The sequence below is a fragment of the Amycolatopsis sp. NPDC104587 genome (genome assembly GCF_055583645.1).
Map to the genome: position 1 here is coordinate 37,365 of NZ_JBVJNO010000011.1, position 19,033 is coordinate 56,397.

The 19,033-nt window shown below is 70.5% G+C and carries 18 protein-coding genes; 3 read left to right on the top strand and 15 right to left on the bottom strand.

All coding sequences use genetic code 11. The features are described from left to right. Positions 1-6: 6 nt before the first annotated feature. The 3 genes from ACZ61C_RS31355 to ACZ61C_RS31365 are packed head-to-tail and all read right to left on the bottom strand — an operon-like array spanning position 7 to position 1,957. On the bottom strand, positions 7-750 hold the full coding sequence (locus ACZ61C_RS31355) for a ferredoxin reductase (protein WP_465311465.1): 744 nt from the start codon (positions 748-750) through the stop codon (positions 7-9). Further along, positions 720-1,319 carry a sulfite oxidase-like oxidoreductase gene (locus ACZ61C_RS31360; protein WP_465311466.1) on the bottom strand — a complete coding sequence of 200 codons (600 nt, stop codon included), beginning with the start codon at positions 1,317-1,319 and terminating at the stop codon, positions 720-722. The genes ACZ61C_RS31355 and ACZ61C_RS31360 overlap by 31 nt, the downstream gene beginning before the upstream one ends. Before the next feature lie 29 nt (positions 1,320-1,348). After that, the gene (locus tag ACZ61C_RS31365) at positions 1,349-1,957 is read right to left on the bottom strand and encodes a pentapeptide repeat-containing protein (protein ID WP_465311467.1); all 609 of its coding nucleotides are present in this window, start codon (positions 1,955-1,957) and stop codon (positions 1,349-1,351) included. A 46-nt stretch (positions 1,958-2,003) separates the two neighbouring features. Between ACZ61C_RS31365 and ACZ61C_RS31370 the strand changes: the two genes are divergently transcribed. The 3 genes from ACZ61C_RS31370 to ACZ61C_RS31380 all read left to right on the top strand — a co-directional run bounded on the left by ACZ61C_RS31370 (position 2,004) and on the right by ACZ61C_RS31380 (position 5,514). Beyond that, positions 2,004-2,903 (top strand): ornithine cyclodeaminase family protein, encoded by a 900-nt coding sequence (locus tag ACZ61C_RS31370; protein WP_465311468.1) that lies wholly within the window; start codon positions 2,004-2,006, stop codon positions 2,901-2,903. An 869-nt stretch (positions 2,904-3,772) separates the two neighbouring features. Continuing rightward, complete coding sequence (locus ACZ61C_RS31375; RefSeq protein WP_465311469.1) at positions 3,773-4,027, top strand: hypothetical protein; 255 nt, start codon at positions 3,773-3,775, stop codon at positions 4,025-4,027. A gap of 674 nt (positions 4,028-4,701) precedes the next feature. Next, positions 4,702-5,514, top strand: coding sequence for an LmeA family phospholipid-binding protein (locus tag ACZ61C_RS31380; RefSeq protein ID WP_465311470.1), 813 nt, complete (start codon positions 4,702-4,704; stop codon positions 5,512-5,514). Positions 5,515-5,597: 83 nt separating this feature from the next. Here ACZ61C_RS31380 and ACZ61C_RS31385 read toward each other — a convergent pair whose 3' ends face one another. The 12 genes from ACZ61C_RS31385 to ACZ61C_RS31440 form a co-directional block, all read right to left on the bottom strand. Continuing rightward, positions 5,598-6,164: a hypothetical protein gene (locus ACZ61C_RS31385; RefSeq protein ID WP_465311471.1), complete on the bottom strand. Its 567-nt coding sequence runs from the start codon at positions 6,162-6,164 to the stop codon at positions 5,598-5,600. Next, positions 6,161-7,777 (bottom strand): substrate-binding domain-containing protein, encoded by a 1,617-nt coding sequence (locus ACZ61C_RS31390; RefSeq protein ID WP_465311472.1) that lies wholly within the window; start codon positions 7,775-7,777, stop codon positions 6,161-6,163. Before ACZ61C_RS31390 ends, ACZ61C_RS31385 begins: the two co-directional genes overlap by 4 nt. Continuing rightward, positions 7,774-8,907, bottom strand: a complete 1,134-nt coding sequence (locus ACZ61C_RS31395; protein ID WP_465311473.1) for a toxic anion resistance protein — start codon at positions 8,905-8,907, stop codon at positions 7,774-7,776. The genes ACZ61C_RS31390 and ACZ61C_RS31395 overlap by 4 nt, the downstream gene beginning before the upstream one ends. 1 nt (position 8,908) lies before the next feature. Next, a complete protein-coding gene (locus ACZ61C_RS31400; protein ID WP_465311474.1) occupies positions 8,909-9,988 on the bottom strand; it encodes a hypothetical protein in 1,080 nt (359 codons plus the stop codon). Between the two features lie 92 nt (positions 9,989-10,080). Then, a complete protein-coding gene (locus tag ACZ61C_RS31405) occupies positions 10,081-11,574 on the bottom strand; it encodes a carboxylesterase/lipase family protein (RefSeq protein ID WP_465311475.1) in 1,494 nt (497 codons plus the stop codon). Continuing rightward, entirely contained in the window at positions 11,574-12,995 is a 1,422-nt protein-coding gene (locus tag ACZ61C_RS31410; RefSeq protein WP_465311476.1) for an ATP-binding protein, read from the bottom strand. Before ACZ61C_RS31410 ends, ACZ61C_RS31405 begins: the two co-directional genes overlap by 1 nt. Further along, positions 12,992-14,644: an FAD-dependent oxidoreductase gene (locus tag ACZ61C_RS31415; RefSeq protein ID WP_465311477.1), complete on the bottom strand. Its 1,653-nt coding sequence runs from the start codon at positions 14,642-14,644 to the stop codon at positions 12,992-12,994. The genes ACZ61C_RS31410 and ACZ61C_RS31415 overlap by 4 nt, the downstream gene beginning before the upstream one ends. 10 nt (positions 14,645-14,654) lie before the next feature. Further along, positions 14,655-15,581 carry a ribonuclease Z gene (locus tag ACZ61C_RS31420; RefSeq protein ID WP_465311478.1) on the bottom strand — a complete coding sequence of 309 codons (927 nt, stop codon included), beginning with the start codon at positions 15,579-15,581 and terminating at the stop codon, positions 14,655-14,657. Between the two features lie 13 nt (positions 15,582-15,594). After that, positions 15,595-16,164: an HdeD family acid-resistance protein gene (locus ACZ61C_RS31425; protein WP_465311479.1), complete on the bottom strand. Its 570-nt coding sequence runs from the start codon at positions 16,162-16,164 to the stop codon at positions 15,595-15,597. Positions 16,165-16,272: 108 nt separating this feature from the next. Then, positions 16,273-17,337, bottom strand: coding sequence for an ABC transporter ATP-binding protein (locus ACZ61C_RS31430; RefSeq protein WP_465311480.1), 1,065 nt, complete (start codon positions 17,335-17,337; stop codon positions 16,273-16,275). Then, positions 17,337-18,107 carry an ABC transporter permease gene (locus ACZ61C_RS31435; RefSeq protein ID WP_465311481.1) on the bottom strand — a complete coding sequence of 257 codons (771 nt, stop codon included), beginning with the start codon at positions 18,105-18,107 and terminating at the stop codon, positions 17,337-17,339. The genes ACZ61C_RS31430 and ACZ61C_RS31435 overlap by 1 nt, the downstream gene beginning before the upstream one ends. Continuing rightward, entirely contained in the window at positions 18,104-19,033 is a 930-nt protein-coding gene (locus ACZ61C_RS31440) for an ABC transporter permease (protein WP_465311482.1), read from the bottom strand. Before ACZ61C_RS31440 ends, ACZ61C_RS31435 begins: the two co-directional genes overlap by 4 nt.

Here is a 19,033-nt window from a genome sequence, read left to right on the forward strand (position 1 = left end):
GCCCCGTCAGTCGCGGCTGGGCCCGAACCGTTCCGTGCGAATGCGGTGCGGGTCGTGGCCCAGGGCGACCAGGATGTCCGCGACCGTCTCGACAAAACCCGTCGGGCCGCAGACGAAGGACGACGCGCCGAACTCGGCCGGCCAGCCCGCGGTGTTGAGCGTGGCGACGTCGATGCGTCGCGGGATGCCCGGCCGGCCTTCGGGCAGCTCGCGCGTGTAGACGTACGTGACGTCGAGGCCCGCGACCGGCGTCCGCAGCTCGTCGGCGTAGTACTGCTCGGCCGGGGTGCGCAGCGAGTAGATCAGCTTGAACGGCGTGCGGACGCCGGCCGCGCGCCGGGCGCGGACCATCGCCATCAGCGGCACGATGCCCGAACCGCCGGCGACGAGCAGCACCGGCGCCGGGTCCGTGGGCCGCCAGACGAACCAGCCGCCGACCGGCCCGCGGATCTCGATCGGGTCCCCGACCGCGTACGGCCCGGTGAGGTGCTCGGAGACTTCGCCGTCGGCGACGCGCTGCACGGTGATTTCGACCCGGTCACCGTCGGCGGGCGCGGCGAGTGAGTAGCTGCGCTGCGCGCGGTAGCCGTCGGCGGCGGTGAGCCGGACGTCGACGTGCTGCCCCGCGAGGTGCCCCGGCCAGCCGGGCAGGTCGAAGAGGAGCGTGCGGGCCGTCGGTGTCTCGTCGCGGATGCCGGCCAGGCGGGCGACCCGCCAGGCTAGTCGCCCTGATACCGCTGTTCGCGCCATGGATCCCCGTAGTCGTGGTAACCGACGTTCTCCCAGAAACCCGGCTCGTCCCGGGACTTCAGCTCGAGCCCGCGCACCCACTTCGCCGACTTCCAGAAGTACAGGTGCGGCACGAGCAGCCGCGCCGGGCCGCCGTGCTCGGGTGTCAGCGGCTTGCCCGCGTACTCGTAGGCGATCCAGGCCTGGCCGTCGAGCAGGTCGGCCAGCGGCAGGTTCGTGGTGTACCCGCCGTAGGAGTGCACCATGACGTAGTCGGCCATCGTGTCGAGCCCGCCGACGAGCGTGTCCACCGCGACGCCGCGCCACCGGGTGTCCAGTTTGGACCACTGGGTGACGCAGTGGATGTCCACAGTGGGCTTCTCACTCGGCAGGGCCATCAGCTCGGCCCAGCTCCAGGTGTGCTTTTCACCGGTCTCGGTGGTGACGGTGAACTCCCACGTCTCGGTGCGCACGCGCGGCGTCGGCCCCGCGGAGAGCACGGGGAAGTCCTCGGCCAGGTACTGCCCGGGTGGCAGGCGCGGGTCGCCGCTGCGGGCGCGGCCGCGGAAACCCGGTGTCACGACGCCCATGCGGCCTCCTCACTGCCTTCTGCGGCAGCCTACGCCCGGACGTGCAGCCCGAGCGACGTGACGAGCACCGCAGCCTGTTCGGGTGACACGATGGCGCCGGCCAGGTCGGCGTTCACCGGATCGAGCGCCGAAAGGTCACTGCCCCGCAGGTCGGCACGAGCCAGCTTGACGGCGTGCAGCATCGCCCCGGACAGGTCGACGTCGGCGAACACGGCGTCGGCGCAGTTCGCCCCGGTGAGGTCGGCCTCCCGCATCCGCACCTGGTGGAAGGCGGCCGCCCGCAGGTCGGCGCCCGGCAGCCCGGCGAACGACCAGTCGCCCCCGGTGACCCGCAGCGGACGCAGCTCGCACTCGCCGAACGTCGCGCCGACGAGCTTGCACCCGGTGAACTCGGCGTCGAAGAAGTTGCACCGTTTGAAGGAGCAGTCGGTGAAGGCCGTGTCCACGTGCCGGGACGCGTTGAAGCGGACGTTGCCGAAGGTGCAGTCGGTGAACACGGAGTTCCGGGTGACCGCCTCCGAGAAGTCGACCTCGAGGAACTCGCACCGCACGTAGTGCCGCCCGGTGATCTCCTCCCCGTACCGGTCGTCGCGGACGAACCGCTGCTCCTCGACGGGATCTTGCGTGGCTTCGGGCACCCCGCCAGGCTAGCGGCAGATCCCCGAGCCGGAAGGGACCCCGCGCATGCTCGACGCCCAGGCCGTCCGGGCCGCCGTACCGATGTCCGCCGCGGTCGAGGCGGTGCGCGAGGCGTTCGTCGACCTCGCCGCCGGCCGTTTCGAGGTGCCCCAACGGTTGTCTTTCGGCGGCGGCACGACGTTGGTGATGAGCGCCTGCCACACCCCGACGTCGACCACGGTCGTCAAGACCCTCAGCCTGGTCCCCGGTCGTGCCCCGATGATCCTGGGCACGCTGGTGTGGAACACGGCCGAGGGCCAGGTCGTCGCGGACGCGATCGAGGTGACGACACTGCGCACGGGCGCGGCTTCGGGCGTCGCGACGGATCTGTTGGCACCGCCGGAGGCGCATCGGCTCGCTCTGCTGGGTACTGGGGCCCAGGCGGCGGACCAGGTCCGTGCGGTGATGGCGGTCCGTCCGGTGGACCGGGTGGCGGTGTACGGACGAGATTCGGCTCGGGCGCGGGCTTTCGCGGGTCGGTTGGGTTCGGAGTTTCCTGCTTTGGCGGTGCGGGTTGCTTCTTCCGCGTCGGATGCCGTGTCGGATGCTGAGATCATTTGTTGTGCTACGTCGTCTTCGGTGCCTCTTTTTGCTGTGGATGCTTTGCCTGAACGGGTTCACGTCAATGCGATCGGGTCTTATCTGCCGTCCATGCGGGAGCTTCCTGCGGAGTTGTTGGCTACCGCTGGGTGTGTGGGCGTGGATCAGGTGGGGGCGGTGCTCGAGGAGGCCGGTGAGGTGATTCATGCGGTGGATACGGGGCTTCTTTCTCGGGGGGATTTGGTTGAGCTTGGTGATGCGCTGAGGGCGCCGCCGGAGGTGAGTGGGCGGACGGTGTTCAAGTCTGTGGGGCTTGCGGTGCAGGACTGGGCTGTGGCTCGGTTGCTGGGGGCTGTGGGCGGGTAGGTGGTCGGCGGTTGGGTCTCGCGGGGCGGCTCATGCCGCTGCTCGCTGTGGCTCGCTGTGGCTCGCGATTGGGCGATCCGGTCCGGAGCCGTCTCGCTGCGCTCGTGACCGCGCGAGCTGGTTGAGTCCGGCCGGGCAGGCCTCCGGCGGTGGGGTCGCGCTCACGGGGCCAGACTGCTCGCTCGGCCGGTTGCCCGGTTGCCCGGTTGCCCGGTTGCCCTGTTGCCGGTGCCGGCCGGTGCCGGTGCCGGTGCCGGTGCCGGTGCCGGTGCCGGTGCCGCGAGCGTGGCGATCGCCGGTTCGCGGGGGGCGATCCGCGCGGTCGAGCTTGAAACTCGCGCAGCCGAGACCCGAGCTCGCGTGATCGGGGGCCAGAGTTCGCGTGTTTGAAGCCGTGACTCGCGTGATTGAGGTCGGAAATCGCGTGACTGAAGCCGTACCTCGCGTGTTCGGAGCCGCGACTCGCGTGCTTGGGTCCGGGATTCGCGTGATTGGAGCCGGAACTCACCGGATCAGGTGGGCATCGACCGTGACTGAGCGGGCATCACGCGTGGCCGGGAGGGCACCAGCCGTGATTAGGCGGGCATCTCGCGTGACTGGAGGGGCATCACGCGTGTTTGAAAGGTCGACACGCGTGATTGGAGGGGCGACACGGCTGGTTGCGCGGGTTTGGGGATGGTGGGCGGGTGAGGGCGGGAGGGTGTGGAGGGGTGACGGAGGGGGTGCGGGGTGTGGCGGAGGGGTGGCGGAGAGCAACGGGGAGCGGCCGAACGGCGCAATCTCGGGCTTGAAGCGTTTGATCGGTCACCCGATCCGGGAATTTTGCGGGCATGTCTCCTTGGCGAACCACCACCAGACGGAACACGGCCGTGCGGGTCATCACGGCGATCGGCGCGATCTTCGCGGGGATCGAAGTCCTTTACATGATCATGGTGCTCGCCGGTGCCAACGCCGGCAACGCCTTCTTCGCCTTCATCAAGTCGCTTGCGGTTCCTCTCGCCTTGTTCTGGCCGGGCCTGTTCCCGGTGGACAGCCCCAGCCTGGCCGTCATCCTCGACTTCGGTCTGGCTGCGGTGTTCTGGCTGGTCGTGACCGGCATCATCGCCCGCTTCGCCGGGCGGTGACCGACGACGGACCACCTGCCGTTGCCGTCCGCGGTGTCCCGCAGCGACACCCAGCCGGTCGGCGACGGCGGGTGGTCCGACACACGGTTGCCCCTGGCCGTTGTGTTCTGGCTGGTCGTGACAGACCACCTGCCGTTGCCGTCCGCGGTGTCCTGCAGCGACACCCAGCCGGTCGGCGACGGCAGGTGGTTCGATGCATGTCCGCCGCCCGCTTCGCTGGGCGGTGACCGGTGACGGACCACTCGTCGCGGCCATTCACGGTGTTCTGCGGCGATGCCCTGCCGGTCAGCGACGGCAGGTGGGTTCGACACGTGGCTGGAGCGTTCCGACTCGTCGGCACCCGCATTACCGGCCGCTTCGCTGGGCGGTGACCGACGACGGACAACCCGCCGCGGCCAACCGCGGTGTCCTGCAGCGACACCCCAGCCGGTCGGCGACGGTGGGTGGTCGACGCATCTCCGCCGCCCGCTTTGCTGGGCGGTGACCGACGACGGGCAACCCGTCACGGCCATCCGCGGTGTTCTGCGGCGATAGCCCGCCGGTCGGCGAGGGCAGGTGGGTTCGACACGTGGCTGGAGCGTTCCGGCTGGGTCGTCACCCGCTTTGCTGGGTGGCGACTGACCGCGGGACACCCGGCGTCGCGGTTGGGGGTGGCTTTCGGCGACACTGGACGGATGAGCGACGGCAGGTGGTTCGAAGGCTGGTCGCCCTGGCCTGAGCTGGCTGGGCTGGCCGCGGCCGGGCGTTCGCTTTTTCCGAACGTTCCCGTCACGCCCGCCGCCTTGGTGCGGACCGTCACCGAGCAGCTTGTCGGGCGGCGGCTTACCGCGAAGGTGGACGACCGCGAGGTCGGCCTCACCCTCACCGAACTCGACTATCCCGCCGACAGCCTCCGGCTGGCCACCGGCCGGGTCGGTGACGTCCGGATCGTCGCCGAGGACGTCGACTGGCCCGAGCCCGATGGTGGCAGCATTCCGCTGCGCCGGGTCACCGTGCTCGCCGAAGACGTCCGGCTCCGCTCCCTGCCGACGCCGGCCGCCAAGCCCGCTCGTGTCGAACTGCGGATCACGGTCTCCGCGGACGTGCTGCGCGAACGGGTGGCGAAGGTGCGCCCCGGGATCGTGGCCGCTCCGGCGGACAGCGGCCTGCTCCAGATCCACTGGGCCAAGCGGCCGCAGTGGGGTTACCTGACCCTCGAAGCCCAGGTGGCCGACGACGCCGTGGTGCTCGTGCCCCGGACCCTCCACATCGGACAGCGAGAGCTCCGCCCGCCGAAGCGCTTCCGGCCCATCGTGCTGCCCCTGCCGGAGCTCCCGCCGGGCATAAAACTGACGAAGGTCGAGCCACGGCACGACGAGCTCGTGTTGCACACCGTGGCAGAGGAATGGCCGGAACGGCTTTCCCGCATCCCCCTGCCGGACCTGCTGAGCTGGCTGACCACCGCCGCGATGACCCTGACCCTGCCGAACCTCGGTGCGCGTTCATGACTTCCCCTCCCTGGTGAGCCGGACACCGACCACGCTACTCGAACGCGCGTTCGAACATCGTCACTCACAAGGGTAGAGCGACTTCAGACGTCCCGGTCCCGCAGATACCGCGTGTGGTCTGCCTGCCGATCGACGTCCGCGGAGTAGAACCGCTCGGCCACCCGATGCGCCTCGGCCTCCAGCAAACCCAGCTGTGCCACCAGTTCCTCGCCGGCCCCCGCCCGCCGCGACGCGAACCACCACGGCAGGTTCAGATAACTTTCCAGTGACAGCGGCAGATCGGTCCCGGCGAGCCGCGTGACGGAGTGCTGCAGATCGGGGTCGGCCGCGAGCCGCGCGGGCCGGGAAAGCAGATCCACCAGCACCTCGGCAATCCGCCGTACGGTGTCCACAGTGGACGCCGGCATCCGCGAAGCCTGCGCGGAAACCGAAGCCACCAGGGCATCCAGGGACTGCCGCAGCTCGACCGACCGGTCCGGCACCAGCCGGACCTTCTCCCCCGGCGCGAGCAGCGCACCCACCAGGTACAACGCCACCACGACGAACGGCCAGAACCACCCGACCACCCCGGTCAGGTACAGCACCACACCCAGCAGCCCGCCGACGCAGCCGGCGAGGTTCTTGGTCGACCCCAGATAACGCAGCATCATTGGTACCCGCGGATCTCCTGGAACACGCTCGACAGCTGGATCTTCCGCGCGTCGAACACCTTGCCGCCGGTCTGCGTGGCGACCTGCGTCAGCTCGTCGCTGCTGCCCTCGCCGAACAGCACGGTGAACACCGGCACCTGCTTCATCGTCGCCGGCAGCGAGCCGAACGACGCCTGGAAGTCCGGCAGCGCCGAGCCGTTCGCGTTCTCGCCGTCGGTCATCAGGACGATCGAGGTGAACCGGTCCGGGTCGCGCGCCGCCAGCGGTTCGAGCACCCGGTAGGCCTCGGTGAGGCTGTCGTAGATCGCCGTGCCGCCGCGCGCGTCGAGCCCTTCGGCGAACGCCTTGATCTTGTCCAGCTCCCCCTGCGGGTTCTGCTCCGGCACGGTGAACGTCGACGCCGCCGAAGGGTGCGTGTTGAACGGCAGCATCGTCACCTCCTCCCGGCTCCGGAACCGCCGGTACCGCCCGGTGAGCGAGTTGTCCGCGCCGGTCAGCCCGACGAGCGCCGTCCGCAGCGCGTCGATCCGGTCACCCTCCATCGAACCCGACGTGTCGAGCACGTACAAGGTCCGCGACGGCCGCCGGATCTTGTCGAAGTACGCGGAAAGCAGCGCGTCGACGGCCTGCTGCGTCCCCGGGAACGGCAGCTCGACGAGGTCCCGCTGCGCGAACTGCGCCCCCAGCGCCACCCCGGGCACCACCGGCCGCCGTTGCGTGGTGTCCATGATCTTCTTCTGGACGTCGGGTGTGCGCAGGTAGTCGGAGAGCCGCTGGTGCGCCGAGCGGGCGTCGTCCCCCGCGGAAGCGAGCAGGGTCAGCGGGTAGTCCGCGGTGACGACACCGTCGCTCGGGTAGACCAGCTTCAGCGGTTCCGGCAGCTTCCCGGACGCGTTCGCCGACAGCAGCACGGACTCGTAGTTGATCAGCCCGTCGACCTTCTGCCCCGGGTCCTGGCCGGTCGCGCGGCGCGTGTACGCGTCCGACAGCCAGCCCGACGACCCCGCCGAAAGCGCCTGGGCGCTGAAGAACTGCGTCAGCTGCGGAGTCACCGCGGCGATCTGCTGCGCGTCGATGGCGTTGCCCGCCCCCGCGAGCGCCGACGCGACGCCGACCAGCGCCGAGAACCCGGAGTTCGACGCCGACGGGTCCGTCATCCCGTAGCTGAACGCCTTCTTCCCCGCCTGCGCGGCGATCTCGCCCCAGCTGACCGGTTTCCCCGCCCAGCCGAGCCGTTGCACCACGGACGAAGCCAGCCCCAGCACCACCGGCGAGCTCATGATCTTGACCTGGTTCCCGAGCCGCTTCGCCGCTTCGGGAATGCCCGCGGGATAACGGTTCGAAGAGAACCAGACGGCGTCGTACTTGCCGTCGACACTGCCGTTCGCCAGCGCCTCGGCGCCCTCCAGCGTCCCGGTGAAGGTGAACTTGACCTTGACCCCGGTGGCCTTTTCGGCCTCGTCGAGCACCGGCTGCATGTCCGCCAGCTCGCTGCCCGCGAGGATCCGGAGCGTGCCCGGCTCGGGGTCGCCCAGCGGCGCCGACGCGTCGGAGCCGGAACAGCCGGCCAGCAGCACGGCACAGACAACGAACGCCCCCAGCTTCTTGATCACAGTTCCCCCTCGTGCGAACGGCGCAGGTGGTCTTCGGCCCGGCGGATCTCGCCGGACAGCGACTCGACCGTGGTCGCCATGCTGCGGACGGCGTCCGCGCGGAAGCCGTCGATCGCGTCGATCGAGGCGTAGATCCGGTCGAACGACGCGCGGATCGTCTCGGTCGCGACGGCCGGGTCGCTGCTCGCCTTGCGGATCTCCGCGGACTGCAGGTCGAGCAGCTCGGTGTTGGCGCGGATCAGCCCGTCGGTGGTCGCCTGCAGGGCGGCGACCTCGTCGAGGACGTCTCGCTGGCTCGCCAAGGCCCCGCTGACCAGCAGCGCGACCCGCAACGCGGACACGGTGGTCGACACCGCCCGCTCGACCCCGCGGATCAGCTCGTCGTTGTTCTTGCGCACCAGGTCCAGCGCGAGGTACCCCTGGGCGCTGACCGCGAGCTGGGTCAGCAGGTCCTGGTGCCGCTGCCGGATCGGGTACAGCACGTCACCCCGCAACGCGTTGGCGCGCGCGGGATCCGTGAAGTCGAAGACGCCGGCCTGGGTCTCGACGGCGCCGTCGACGGCCTCGGCGAAGGCGGCCGCCTCGGCGAGCTTCCCCATCACCTTCCACAGCCGCTCGCGCTCACCCTTGATCGCGGCGTTGTCACGGCGCAGCACGTCCTGACGGCCCCGGAGGTCGACGACCAGCGCGTTGACCGGCTCGTTCGCCGCCCGGTAGCGGTCCAGCGCGCGCTTCGCGCCGGCCGCGACCGGGAACATCCCCAGCAGCTTCCGCCCGGTCAGCGGCAGCTTCGCCGGGTCCAGCTCGGCGACCGTGCGGCGCAGGCTGGTCAGGCTCGTCGTGACGTGTTCCTGCGGGGACGCGGTGAGCGCCCGGCTGGTCCGGTCCAGCATCGAGCCGGCGACCCCGGCCGCGGCCCGCATGTCGGCCTCGCCGACGGCCAGCAGCTCGTCGAGGAGGTCGGTGAACTCCGGCGACTTGACGTCCAGCGCTTCCAGGCGAGCTGTGAACTTCTCGGCGCGAGCGGTGATTTCCGACCGGGTGTCGTCGCCGAGCGTGATGAGCCCGGCCACGCGCTCGGCAGGGATCGGGGTGACCGGCTCGGGCGGGGTGAGGGTGAACTCGTCCATGTCAGTACTGCTTGCCGACGGCGTCGAGCAGCCGCTCGAGCGTCTCGAACGACGGCGGTTCGACGGCGTCCACCAGGTCGGCGGGCGCGTGCGCCTTCGCGGCGACGTCGGCGAACAGCTTCGGGTCGTTCGTGCGGAACCCGAAGGTCGCGGCGAGCTTCCCGAGCTCGGGGTCGGTCGAGAGCAGCTGCCCGACCTTGTCGCCGTCACCCGAGAGCGGGACGAGCGTGTGCTTGGAGTAGACGGTCGGCGCGGTGTAGAGCATCCGCATGTCCGGCCGGATCGAGCCGTCGCCGCGCACGACCCGGTCGACGAACTGCGACTCGTAGATCAGCGCGAGCGGCGTCTTGCCCATGCCCGCGGACAGGTAGTCCTCGAACGGCCCCTCGGTGCTGTTCTGCGTGTACCCCTGGTCGAGGAACAGCTTCGACACCGCCGGGAGCACCTTCGCCTCCTGGTCGGGCGTGCTGACGACGGTGTTCCCGTTGGCCACGAAGGAAACGATCGACAGGTACATCGCCGCGGAGTTCGACTCGCGCGGGTCGGTGGTCGTGACCAGGACGTTCTTGCGGGCCGGGTAGGCGGTGTTGCCGGGCAGCTGGTCCCAGCGCGTGCCCGCCTTCGCAAGGTCGAGGTACTTCGTGATGTCGAGGACGTCGTAGTCGCCGGCGCCCTTGTGCACCACGCCGTTCGCCTTCAGCAGCGCGACGATCGGCTCGAAGCTGGCGATCGCCATCGGCGACTGGAACGGCGTGTAGACGGTGGTGACCTTGCGGTCGCGCTGGATCTTCTGCGCCGCGGGCGAGGACGACGGGAACGCGAAGGCGTACTTCCCGAGGTCGACGGCCGTCGCGATCTGCCGCGACCCGGCCGTGTCGACCTCGACCTTCAGGCCGTGACGGGCGAAGGCGTCGACGACGCGCTGGTCGGTGAAGAAGGCTTGCTTCTCCGAGCCGATGACCCCGCGCACGGTGGTCAGGTCGCCGCCCTGGGCGGAGTCGTCACCGCGGCCCCAGATGATCACGGCGACGACGGCCAGCAGCAGCACCACGGCCAACCCGATGGACACCTGGCGTTTCACTGTCACTCCCCTCGACGGCCAAATCTTCTACGGCCTTCGACTCGTTTGACGCGCGAACGAGCCAGTTCGAAGTGAACGGCGGATGAACAGTGTCACGCCACGGGGAACCAGGTGCCCGACACCCATTCCGTGTCGCCCCAAGCCTTTCGCTCTTCGGCCCGTGGGTCGAGCACCAGGTCCGTGTCTTCCCGGAAAACCATTACCGGACGCAGCTCCGGACCGTAGGGCGGCCACTCCGGGCCGTCCGCCGACGCGACGCCGTCGTGCACGAACCGCACCCAGCAGCGGTGGATCAGCAACGCCGCGCGCTCGCGGGCCGGGTTCACCTCGGTCGCCTCGGCGTAGAGCGGCAACGGCGTCTTCCACGCCATCGTCGTCTCGGTGCCGTGGCCGCCGTCGAGCTGTTCGGGCACGCCGGGTGCGGCGATGTCGATGCGGTAGCGGTAGACGGGCGCGTGCGCGGACTGCGCGTCGGCGAGGCGCTGCGTCGGGATGCCGTAGCGCTCGTCACCCATTCCGGCGATCTTCGCCGACTTGAGATCCGGCACCCGGCGCAGGTACGTCTCGACAAGGTGCGCAGAACCCTGGTCACCAAGAATACGAGCGAGGACGTCGCTCGCGGGCGCCGTCGCGACGTCGTCACCGAGCATCATCGCGTAAGTGCTGCCTTCGTTGCTGTTGCAGCCGACGAGCAGCGGGATTCCCGCCGCGCTCCCCCGCCGGATCGGCTCGATCGGCACCTCCGGCAGCACGCGGGGGTGCAGCGTCGGGCGCCACAGCCACAGCGCCTGGAACCCGCTCAGGATCCGTTCCTGGGCCTCGACGAACTCCTTCGCCGGCAGCGCGCGCAACGCTTCGACCTCGTGACAGCCGACCTCGTCCAGCAGCCTCCGCGCCAGCGCCGTCCCCGCTTCCGGGGTGGCGACGTGGTCCGCGCCGCCGCTGCTGCTGATCGCCTGCGCGAACAACCCGGCGCCGAGCGGGCTGCCCATCAGGTTCCCGATGCTCTTCGCGCCCGCCGAGACGCCGTAGACGGTGATCCGCGTGGGATCACCGCCGAACGCGGAAACGTTGCGGCGCACCCACTTCAGGGCCTCGACCTGGTCGAGGAAGCCGCACACGCCGGCGTCCGCCTCGGCCTCGCCGAAGATCCCGGCGAGGTGCAGGAAGCCGAGCGAACCGAGCCGGTAGTTGATCGTGACGACGACGATCCCGGCGCGCGCGAACTCCTCGCCGTCGCCGAGCTGCTCGCCGTGGCCGACGCGGTAGCCGCCGCCGTGCAGCCAGAACAGCACCGGCCACCCGCCTTCGGGCGCCGGGCCTTCCGGGGTGCAGACGTTGAGGTACAGGCAGTCCTCGTCACACACCGCGGACGGGTTCATCGGGTCCGGCGACTGCATCGCGTGCGGCCCGTACTCCGTCGCGACGTGCACCCCGCCCGAGAGCGACGGCGGCTGAGGTGCCCGCCACCGCAGCTCGCCGACCGGCGGGCGGGCGTACGGGATCCCGCGCCAGACGCGGACGCCGTCCCCCGCCAGCCCCACCAGCGCCCCGAGCTCGGTCGTGACCGTCGGGACGGAAACCATCAGAGCGAGGCCTGCTCGACCGTCGGCAGGCAGACCTCGAACCGGGTGTTCCCGGGCTCGGACTCGACCCGCAGGTCACCCTGGTGCCGCTCGACGACGATCTTGAACGAGATGTCCAGGCCCAGCCCGGTGCCCTCGCCGACCGCCTTCGTGGTGAAGAACGGCTCGAAGATCCGCGGCTTGATCTCGTCCGGGATGCCGGGGCCGGTGTCGCCGATCTCGACGCGCACCTGGTCGTTCTGGCCCCAGGTGCGCAGCGTGAGCGTGCCCTTGCCCTTCATCGCGCCGATGGCGTTGTCGATGATGTTCGTCCACACCTGGTTCAGCTCGCCCGCGTACGCGGGGATCTTCGGCAGGCTGCGGTCGTACTCCTTGACGACGCGGACGCCGTCGCCGATCTTGCCGGCGAGCATCACGAGCGTGGAGTCGAGGCCGTCGTGAACGTCGACCCACTGGTGCGGGGCGCGGTCCATCTGGGAGTACTGCTTGGCCTTGCCGACCAGCGCGGAGATGCGCGTGGTCGAGTCCTCGATCTCGCCCATCAGCATCTCGGTCTCGAGCGCGTAGGCGAGCCAGCGGACGGCGCCGTCGATCAACGTGTCGCCGACCTGCTCCAGGACGTGGTCCAGGTCGGCCGAGGTCAGCCCGGCGCGCACGTAGATGTCGGCCATGTCCCAGCCGCCGTCGATGTCGCGGTCGTCGAACCAGTCGCCGATCTCGTCCTCACGGTCGGCCTGCTGCATCGCGGTCAGCTTCGGCGCGTCCACGACCCGCTTGACCAGGCGTTCCTGGACGTCGATGAGCTGGTAGAGCAGCTCCGGGTCGATGTCCTTCTTGGCAAGAAACGCGAGCTTGTGCCGCATCCCGGCGACGCGTTCGCGCAGCGCGGACGTCGCCCGCACGGCGGCCGCGGCCGGGTTGTTCAGCTCGTGCGTCAGGCCGGCCGAGAGCTCGCCGAGCGCCAGCAGACGGCGACGCGAACCGATCACCGTGTCGCTGTTGCGCCAGCCGAGGTACATGCCCTCGAGCAGGTGGGTCGCCATCGGGAACCACTTGCGGAACTCGACGGAGAACTCCTGCGACGGCAGCGCCAGGAACGTGACGTCGGACAGCGCGCGCACCGAAGCGCCGTAGCGGTGGTCGGTGTCTTGGTGCACGAAGAACTGCGTCGCGCCGAAGTAGGCGCCGCGCTGGTCGGACCGGTTGGTCTCCACCTCGGTGCCGCTGACCAGCCGCGTCATCCGGATCGCGCCGGTGAGCAGGACGTAGAAGCAGGTGGCCTCGTCGCCTTCGCGGATGACGACGGTGTCGCCCTCGTACTCTTCGAGCACGGCGTTGGCGGCGATCCAGTCGAGCTGGGCCTCGGAAAGGTGTTCGAACAGGAAGAGGCCGCGAAGCTCTTCCCGCGGCAGTGCGCTCATTGTTCCTCCAGGTACCGGTGTACCAGCGTCACGGCCATCGCGCCCTCGCCGACCGCCGACGCCACCCGCTTGACCGACTGCGCCCGCACGTCACCGGCCACGAACACGCCGGGGATCGACGACTCGAGGTAGTGCGGATCACGGTCGAGCGTCCAGCCCGGCGGGCGCCGGCCGCCCGCCACCAGGTCCGGGCCGGTGCAGACGAAGCCGTTCTCGTCGCGGTGGATCGAGTCGCCCAGCCAGTCCGTGCGCGGGACCGCGCCGATGAAGATGAACAGGTGGCCGCTGTCCACCGTCTCGGTGACGCCGTTCTCGCACAGCGTCAGCCGCTCGAGGTGCTCGTCGCCGTGGGCCTGGCGGACCTCGGTGTGCGTGCGGACGTGGATGTTCTCGATACCCGCGATCTGCTCGATCAGGTAGTGCGACATCGAGGACTCCAGCGAGGCGCCGCGCACCAGGATCGTGACGTCGCTGGCGTGCCGGGAGAAGAACACCGCCGCCTGGCCCGCCGAGTTGGCGCCACCGACGATGTAGACGTGCTCGCCCTTGCACTCGGGCGCCTCGGTCGCCGCCGAGCCGTAGTAGACGCCGCGGCCGGTCAGCTCCTCGATGCCTTCGGCCTGCAGCGCGCGGTAGGTGACGCCGCTGGCCAGGATCACCGAGTGCGCCGCGATCTCGCTGCCGTCGCCGAAAGTGACGACCCGGGAAGAGCCGCGGGCTTCGAGGCCGACGACGTCGCGCGCGGTCAGCACCTCGGCGCCGAACTTCTGCGCCTGGCGCCGCGCCCGGTCGGTCAGCTGCGCGCCGGAAACGCCGTCGGGGAAGCCGAGGTAGTTCTCGATGCGCGAGCTGGTGCCGGCCTGGCCGCCGGTGGCCTTCTTCTCGACGAGCACGGTTCGCAGGCCTTCGGACGCGCCGTAGACCGCGGCGCCGAGCCCGGCCGGGCCGCCGCCGATCACCACGAGGTCGTAGAACTCCTGCGCGGGCCGGGTCGACAAACCGACCGCGTCGGCGATCTCGCTGCCGGTGGGGTTCTTGAGGACGGTGCCGTCCGGCGTGACGACCACCGGGATGTCGGCGTCGGTCGCGCCCGCGGCCTGCAGGATCCGGCCGCCTTCGTCGTCGTCCACGGAGAACCAGCGGTACGGCACGGCGTTGCGCGCCAGGAAGTCGCGCATCTGGAACGACGGCGAGTTGTACCGGTGGCCGATGAGCTTGACCTCTTCAACCGGCCGGTCGCCGACCGCTTTCCAGGTCTCGACCAGCGCGTCGATCACCGGGTAGAGCTTCTCCTCCGGCGGGTCCCACGGCTTGAGCAGGTAGTGGTCGACGTCGACGACGTTGATCGCCTGGATCGCGGCGTCGGTGTCGGCGTAGGCGGTCAGCAGGGCGCGGCGGGCGTGCGGGAACAGGTCCATCGCCTTCTCGAGGAAGGCGATGCCGTCCATCTGCGGCATCCGGTAGTCGGCGAGGATCGCGGCCACGGCGTCGCCGCGCAGCTTGATCTCGCGCAGGGCGTCGAGGGCGTCGGCGCCGGAGTCGGCGCGGATGACGCGGTAGTCCTTCCCGTAGCGCCGGCGCAGGTCTCGGGCGACCGAGCGGGACACGGCGGGATCGTCGTCGACGGTCATCAGGATCGGCTGGCTCACGACATGCAGCCTACGGCGATCGGTGCCCGGCTGGGGAGGACCGGCGTTTCGGCACCTGGACCCGCTCCAGGTCCGCGGCCACCACGATCTCCCCGTCGAACTCGGCCCGGGCTTCCTCTTCGAACCGCGCCGGCTCGGGGTAGCGCTGGGAGAAGTGCGTCAGGACCAGCCGCCGGACGCCGGATTCGCGGGCGACGCGGGCCGCTTGCCGGGCGGTCAAGTGCCCGAAGTCACGCGCGAGGTGCGTGTCCTCGGCGAGGAACGTCGACTCGATCACGAGCATGTCGGCGTTTTCGCTCAGGGCGTAGACCGCGTCGCACAGCCGGGTGTCCATCACGAACGCGAACCGCTGGCCGCGCCGGGGCACGCTGACGTCGTCGAGGCCGACCGGCCCGAGGTGGCCGTCTCGCTGGAGCTTGCCGACGGCGGGCCCGGTGATGCCGTGCTCGCGCAGCCGCTCGGGCAGCATCGTGCGGCCGTCCGGCTCGGTCAGCCGGTAGCCGAACGCCTCGACGGGGTGGCTCAGCCGTCGCGCTTCGAGGGTGAGCTTCCCGGTGGCGATCGGGCCGTCTTCGGCGATCGGGTGTTCCCGCAGGTCGGCGGTCTCGTAGAACGCCGTCGCGTGCCGCATCCGCTCGAAGTAGTGCGCGCCGGACGCCGGGAAGTGGGCGTGGACGGGGTGCTTCACTTTGTCGAGCGACAGGCGCTGGATCACGCCGGAGAGGCCGAGGCTGTGGTCGCCGTGGAAGTGCGTGACGCAGATCCGGGTGACGTCGGTGGCGGCGACGCCCGCCCGCAGCATCTGGCGCTGGGTGCCTTCGCCGGGGTCGAAGAGGATGCCTTCGCCGTCCCACCTCAGCAGATAACCGTTCTGGTTGCGGTGGCGCGTGGGCACCTGGCTCGCGGTGCCCAGCACCACCAGTTCGCGGGTCGACACACCCGCACGCTACTCAGGCGGCGGGTGTGGTGTCCCCGAGTTTGCGCAGCCGGAACGCCAGCACGAGCAGCATGATCCCGTAGAGGAGCGCGTAGATCCCGACGAGCAGCGCGATGCCGTACGCGCCGGCGATCGGGTTGATCACGAGGAGGATCCCGGCGATCACGGAGAGCGCCCCGGCGGCGATGAGGAACGCCTCGCCTTCGATCTGCTTGCGCAGCCGGATGGCGGCGACGATCTCGGCGCCCCCGGTGATGATCGCCCAGAACCCGACGAAGAGCGCCAGCAGCAGGACCGTCAGCCCCGGCCACACGAGGACGACGACTCCGGCGATGACGCCCAGCGCGCCGAGGATTCCGTAGGCGGCGCGGTGGGCGCCGTCCCCCGGCCGGAAGGCCTGCATGAGCCCGCCGATGCCGTCCACGATCGCGTACACGCCGTAGAGGATGGCCAGCACCAGCACGGTGGCGCCCGGCCAGATGAGGGCGAAGATCCCGAACAGGACGGCGAGCACCCCGCGGACGGCGGCGAGGGGCCACGCCTGGCGTGGTTCGACGACGGAGAAGGCCGTGAAGGAGGTCATGAGTCGCTCCTCTGGGTGTTGGGGAGCCCAGTATCGCGACATATGGCCCGGTCGGCGCGGTTCACCACCCGTTCGGGCCACGGTCCACTGTGGCCCGAACGGGACGGCTCAGGCGTCCGCCGCCAGCAGCACCGGGCGGCGGCCGAAGCCGATGGCCGCCGCGCTGCCCGGAAGCAGGTCCGCGGCCGCGACGCTCGGCAGGTCGGCGAGCACGGCGGTGCCGTCCGGCAGCACCGCGGTGAGCCGGGTGACCGCGCCGCGGAAGCTGTGGTCGGTGATCCGGGCCGGGCCGCCGACGGCCGCTTCGAGCGTCACCGACTCCGGGCGGACGAGCACACGCACGGCCGCGCCGTCCGGCCGCTCCCCCGGCTCGGCCAGCTTCAGCCGCTGCCCGGCGACGTCGACCTCGGCGCCGCCGCCGGTGACCGTGCCCGCGAGGTGGTTCATCGTGCCGACGAACTCCGCGACGAACGCCGTCGCCGGGCGCGCGTACAACGCGGCCGGGGTGTCGCACTGCTCCAGCCGGCCGGACTTCATCACGCCGACGCGGTCCGCGATGGACAGCGCCTCCTCCTGGTCGTGCGTGACGAACAGCGTGGTGATGCCGACCCTCAGCTGCAGCCGCCGGATCTCGTCCCGGAGCTGGGTGCGGACCTGGGCGTCGAGTGCGGAGAGCGGCTCGTCGAGCAGCAGCACGCGCGGCTCGATGGCCAGCGCCCGGGCGAGCGCGACGCGCTGCTGCTGGCCGCCGGAGAGCTGGTGCGGGTAGCGCTTGGCGTGGGTGTCGAGCCCGACCAGCTCCAGCAGCTCCTGCGCGCGCTTCTGCCGGGTCGCCGTGCCCTGGCCGCGCAGCCGCAGGCCGAACGCGACGTTGTCGAGCACGGTCAGGTTCGGGAACAGGCTGTAGGCCTGGAACACCATGCCCATGTCACGCTTGTTCGCCGGCACGTCGACGACGTCGGAGCCGTCGACGAGCACCTCGCCCGCGTCGGCCTGCTCCAGCCCGGCGAGCACGCGCAACGCCGTCGTCTTGCCGCAGCCGGACGGGCCGAGCAGGGCGACCAGCTCGCCGGGCTGGATCAGCAGGTCCAGGCCGTCGAGCGCCTTGACGTCGCCGAACTCGCGGCGCAGGCCCCGGAACTCGACGGAGGCGCCGGTCTTGGTTTCGATCATCAGGCGATTCCTCGCTCGAGCCGGCGGCGACCCGCCACCACGGACAGGACGAACAGCAACAGGAAGGCGACGAACAGGCTGAACAGCGACACCGCGACCGACACCCCGGCCTCGGACTGTCCGGTTTGGACCGTCCACACGGGAAAGGTGTCCATCAGCAGGATGCTGGCCAGGGTGTATTCGCCGAGCACCAGCGCCAGGTTGAGGAACGCGGCACCGAACACCGCGCTGCGGATGTTGGGCACGATCACCCGCAGCAGCACGGTGCCCCAGCCCGCACCGAGGCTGCGCGCGGCCTCGACCAGCGTCGGCAGCGCGATCGCCTGCAGGCCCGCGTCGAGCGTGCGGTAGGTGAACGGCAGCGCCAGGACGACGTACTCCAGCACGAGGATCACCGGCGTCCCGTTGATCACCTCGGGTGCGTCGGCGAACACCACGAGGACGCCGTTGACCAGCACGATCGGCGGGATGACCAGCGGCAGCAGGCTGATCCCCTCCATCAGCCGGCGCAGCTTCGGCTTGCGCAGGTGCACCCAGCTGACCGTCGGGACCATGATCAGCAGCGTCAGCGCGACGGTGCCGGCGGCGACCCACAACGACGTCCCAAGCGTCTCGAACAGGCCCGGCTCGTCGAGCAGCTTGCCCCAGGAGGCGAAGCTGTGCGTGTCGTTGACGTCGCGGAGGCTGAACTCGGCCGACGCCGCCATCGGCACCAGGAAGTACAGCCCGAACAGGGTGAGAATGCTCCAGCGGCCCCACTTGTTCGTCATCCGAGCCACCTCGACGCGCGCCGCTGCATCCACGAGTAGAACGCCATCACGACCGCGACCACGACGATCATGCCGAGGCCGAGCGCCTTCCCGAGGTTCTGCTGATCCGCCACGACGTTGCCGGAGACCAGCGAGCCGATCTGGATCGGCACCAGCGGGATGATGCCGGTCGTCAGCGCGTACGCGGTGGCGTACGCGCTGAACGCGTTGGCGAACAACAGAAGCGTCGAAGCCAGGAACGGCGGCAGCAGCACCGGGACGGCGATGAGCCGGAAGTACTGCGCGCGCGTCGCACCGAGGTTTTCCGCCGCCTCGCGCCACTGCGCGCGCATGCCCTCCAGCGCCGGGGTGAACACGATGACCATCAGCGGGATCTGGAAGTAGACGTAGACGATGGCGATGCCGCTGAAGCTGAACAGGCTGAACCCGGACGCGTAGAGGTCGAGACCCAGGCCGGTCAGCGCCTTCGTGACGATGCCGATGCTGCCGAGCGTCGCGATGAACGCGAACGCCAGGGGCACGCCGCCGAAGTTGGCGAGCACCCCCGCCGCGCTGGAGACGACCTTGCGCAGGAGACCGTCCGGTTTGGACCCGAGCACGGCGTGCGCGAGCAGTGCGCCGAGCACGGCGCCCAGGACGGCGGTCAGCGCGGACAGCTCGATCGACGTCACGAACGAGCGGCCGAACTGGTCCTTGAAGGCCGCGCCGAGGTTGTCCGTGGTGAACGCGCCGTCGTTGTCCTGGAACGCGCCGACCGCGACCATCACGACCGGCGCGCCGAGGAAAACGCCGGTGTAGGCGAGGAAGGGGACCAGGCCGAGGTGGCCGGTCACCCACTTGAGCAGGCGCCGCGCGAACCCGGGGCGCACGGGCACGGCGGCGGGCGTGGTCGCGCCCGCCGCCGTGGTGAGGGTTTCGGCCGTCAC

What these genes read in the sequence shown, in the direction of transcription:
- ACZ61C_RS31355 (WP_465311465.1), bottom strand. Translation starts at nt 750, where the DNA reads ATGGCGCGAACAGCGGTATCAGGGCGACTAGCCTGGCGGGTCGCCCGC.
- ACZ61C_RS31360 (WP_465311466.1), bottom strand. Translation starts at nt 1,319, where the DNA reads ATGGGCGTCGTGACACCGGGTTTCCGCGGCCGCGCCCGCAGCGGCGAC.
- ACZ61C_RS31370 (WP_465311468.1), top strand. Translation starts at nt 2,004, where the DNA reads ATGCTCGACGCCCAGGCCGTCCGGGCCGCCGTACCGATGTCCGCCGCG.
- ACZ61C_RS31380 (WP_465311470.1), top strand. Translation starts at nt 4,702, where the DNA reads ATGAGCGACGGCAGGTGGTTCGAAGGCTGGTCGCCCTGGCCTGAGCTG.
- ACZ61C_RS31385 (WP_465311471.1), bottom strand. Translation starts at nt 6,164, where the DNA reads ATGATGCTGCGTTATCTGGGGTCGACCAAGAACCTCGCCGGCTGCGTC.
- ACZ61C_RS31395 (WP_465311473.1), bottom strand. Translation starts at nt 8,907, where the DNA reads ATGGACGAGTTCACCCTCACCCCGCCCGAGCCGGTCACCCCGATCCCT.
- ACZ61C_RS31405 (WP_465311475.1), bottom strand. Translation starts at nt 11,574, where the DNA reads ATGGTTTCCGTCCCGACGGTCACGACCGAGCTCGGGGCGCTGGTGGGG.
- ACZ61C_RS31410 (WP_465311476.1), bottom strand. Translation starts at nt 12,995, where the DNA reads ATGAGCGCACTGCCGCGGGAAGAGCTTCGCGGCCTCTTCCTGTTCGAA.
- ACZ61C_RS31425 (WP_465311479.1), bottom strand. Translation starts at nt 16,164, where the DNA reads ATGACCTCCTTCACGGCCTTCTCCGTCGTCGAACCACGCCAGGCGTGG.
- ACZ61C_RS31430 (WP_465311480.1), bottom strand. Translation starts at nt 17,337, where the DNA reads ATGATCGAAACCAAGACCGGCGCCTCCGTCGAGTTCCGGGGCCTGCGC.
- ACZ61C_RS31435 (WP_465311481.1), bottom strand. Translation starts at nt 18,107, where the DNA reads ATGACGAACAAGTGGGGCCGCTGGAGCATTCTCACCCTGTTCGGGCTG.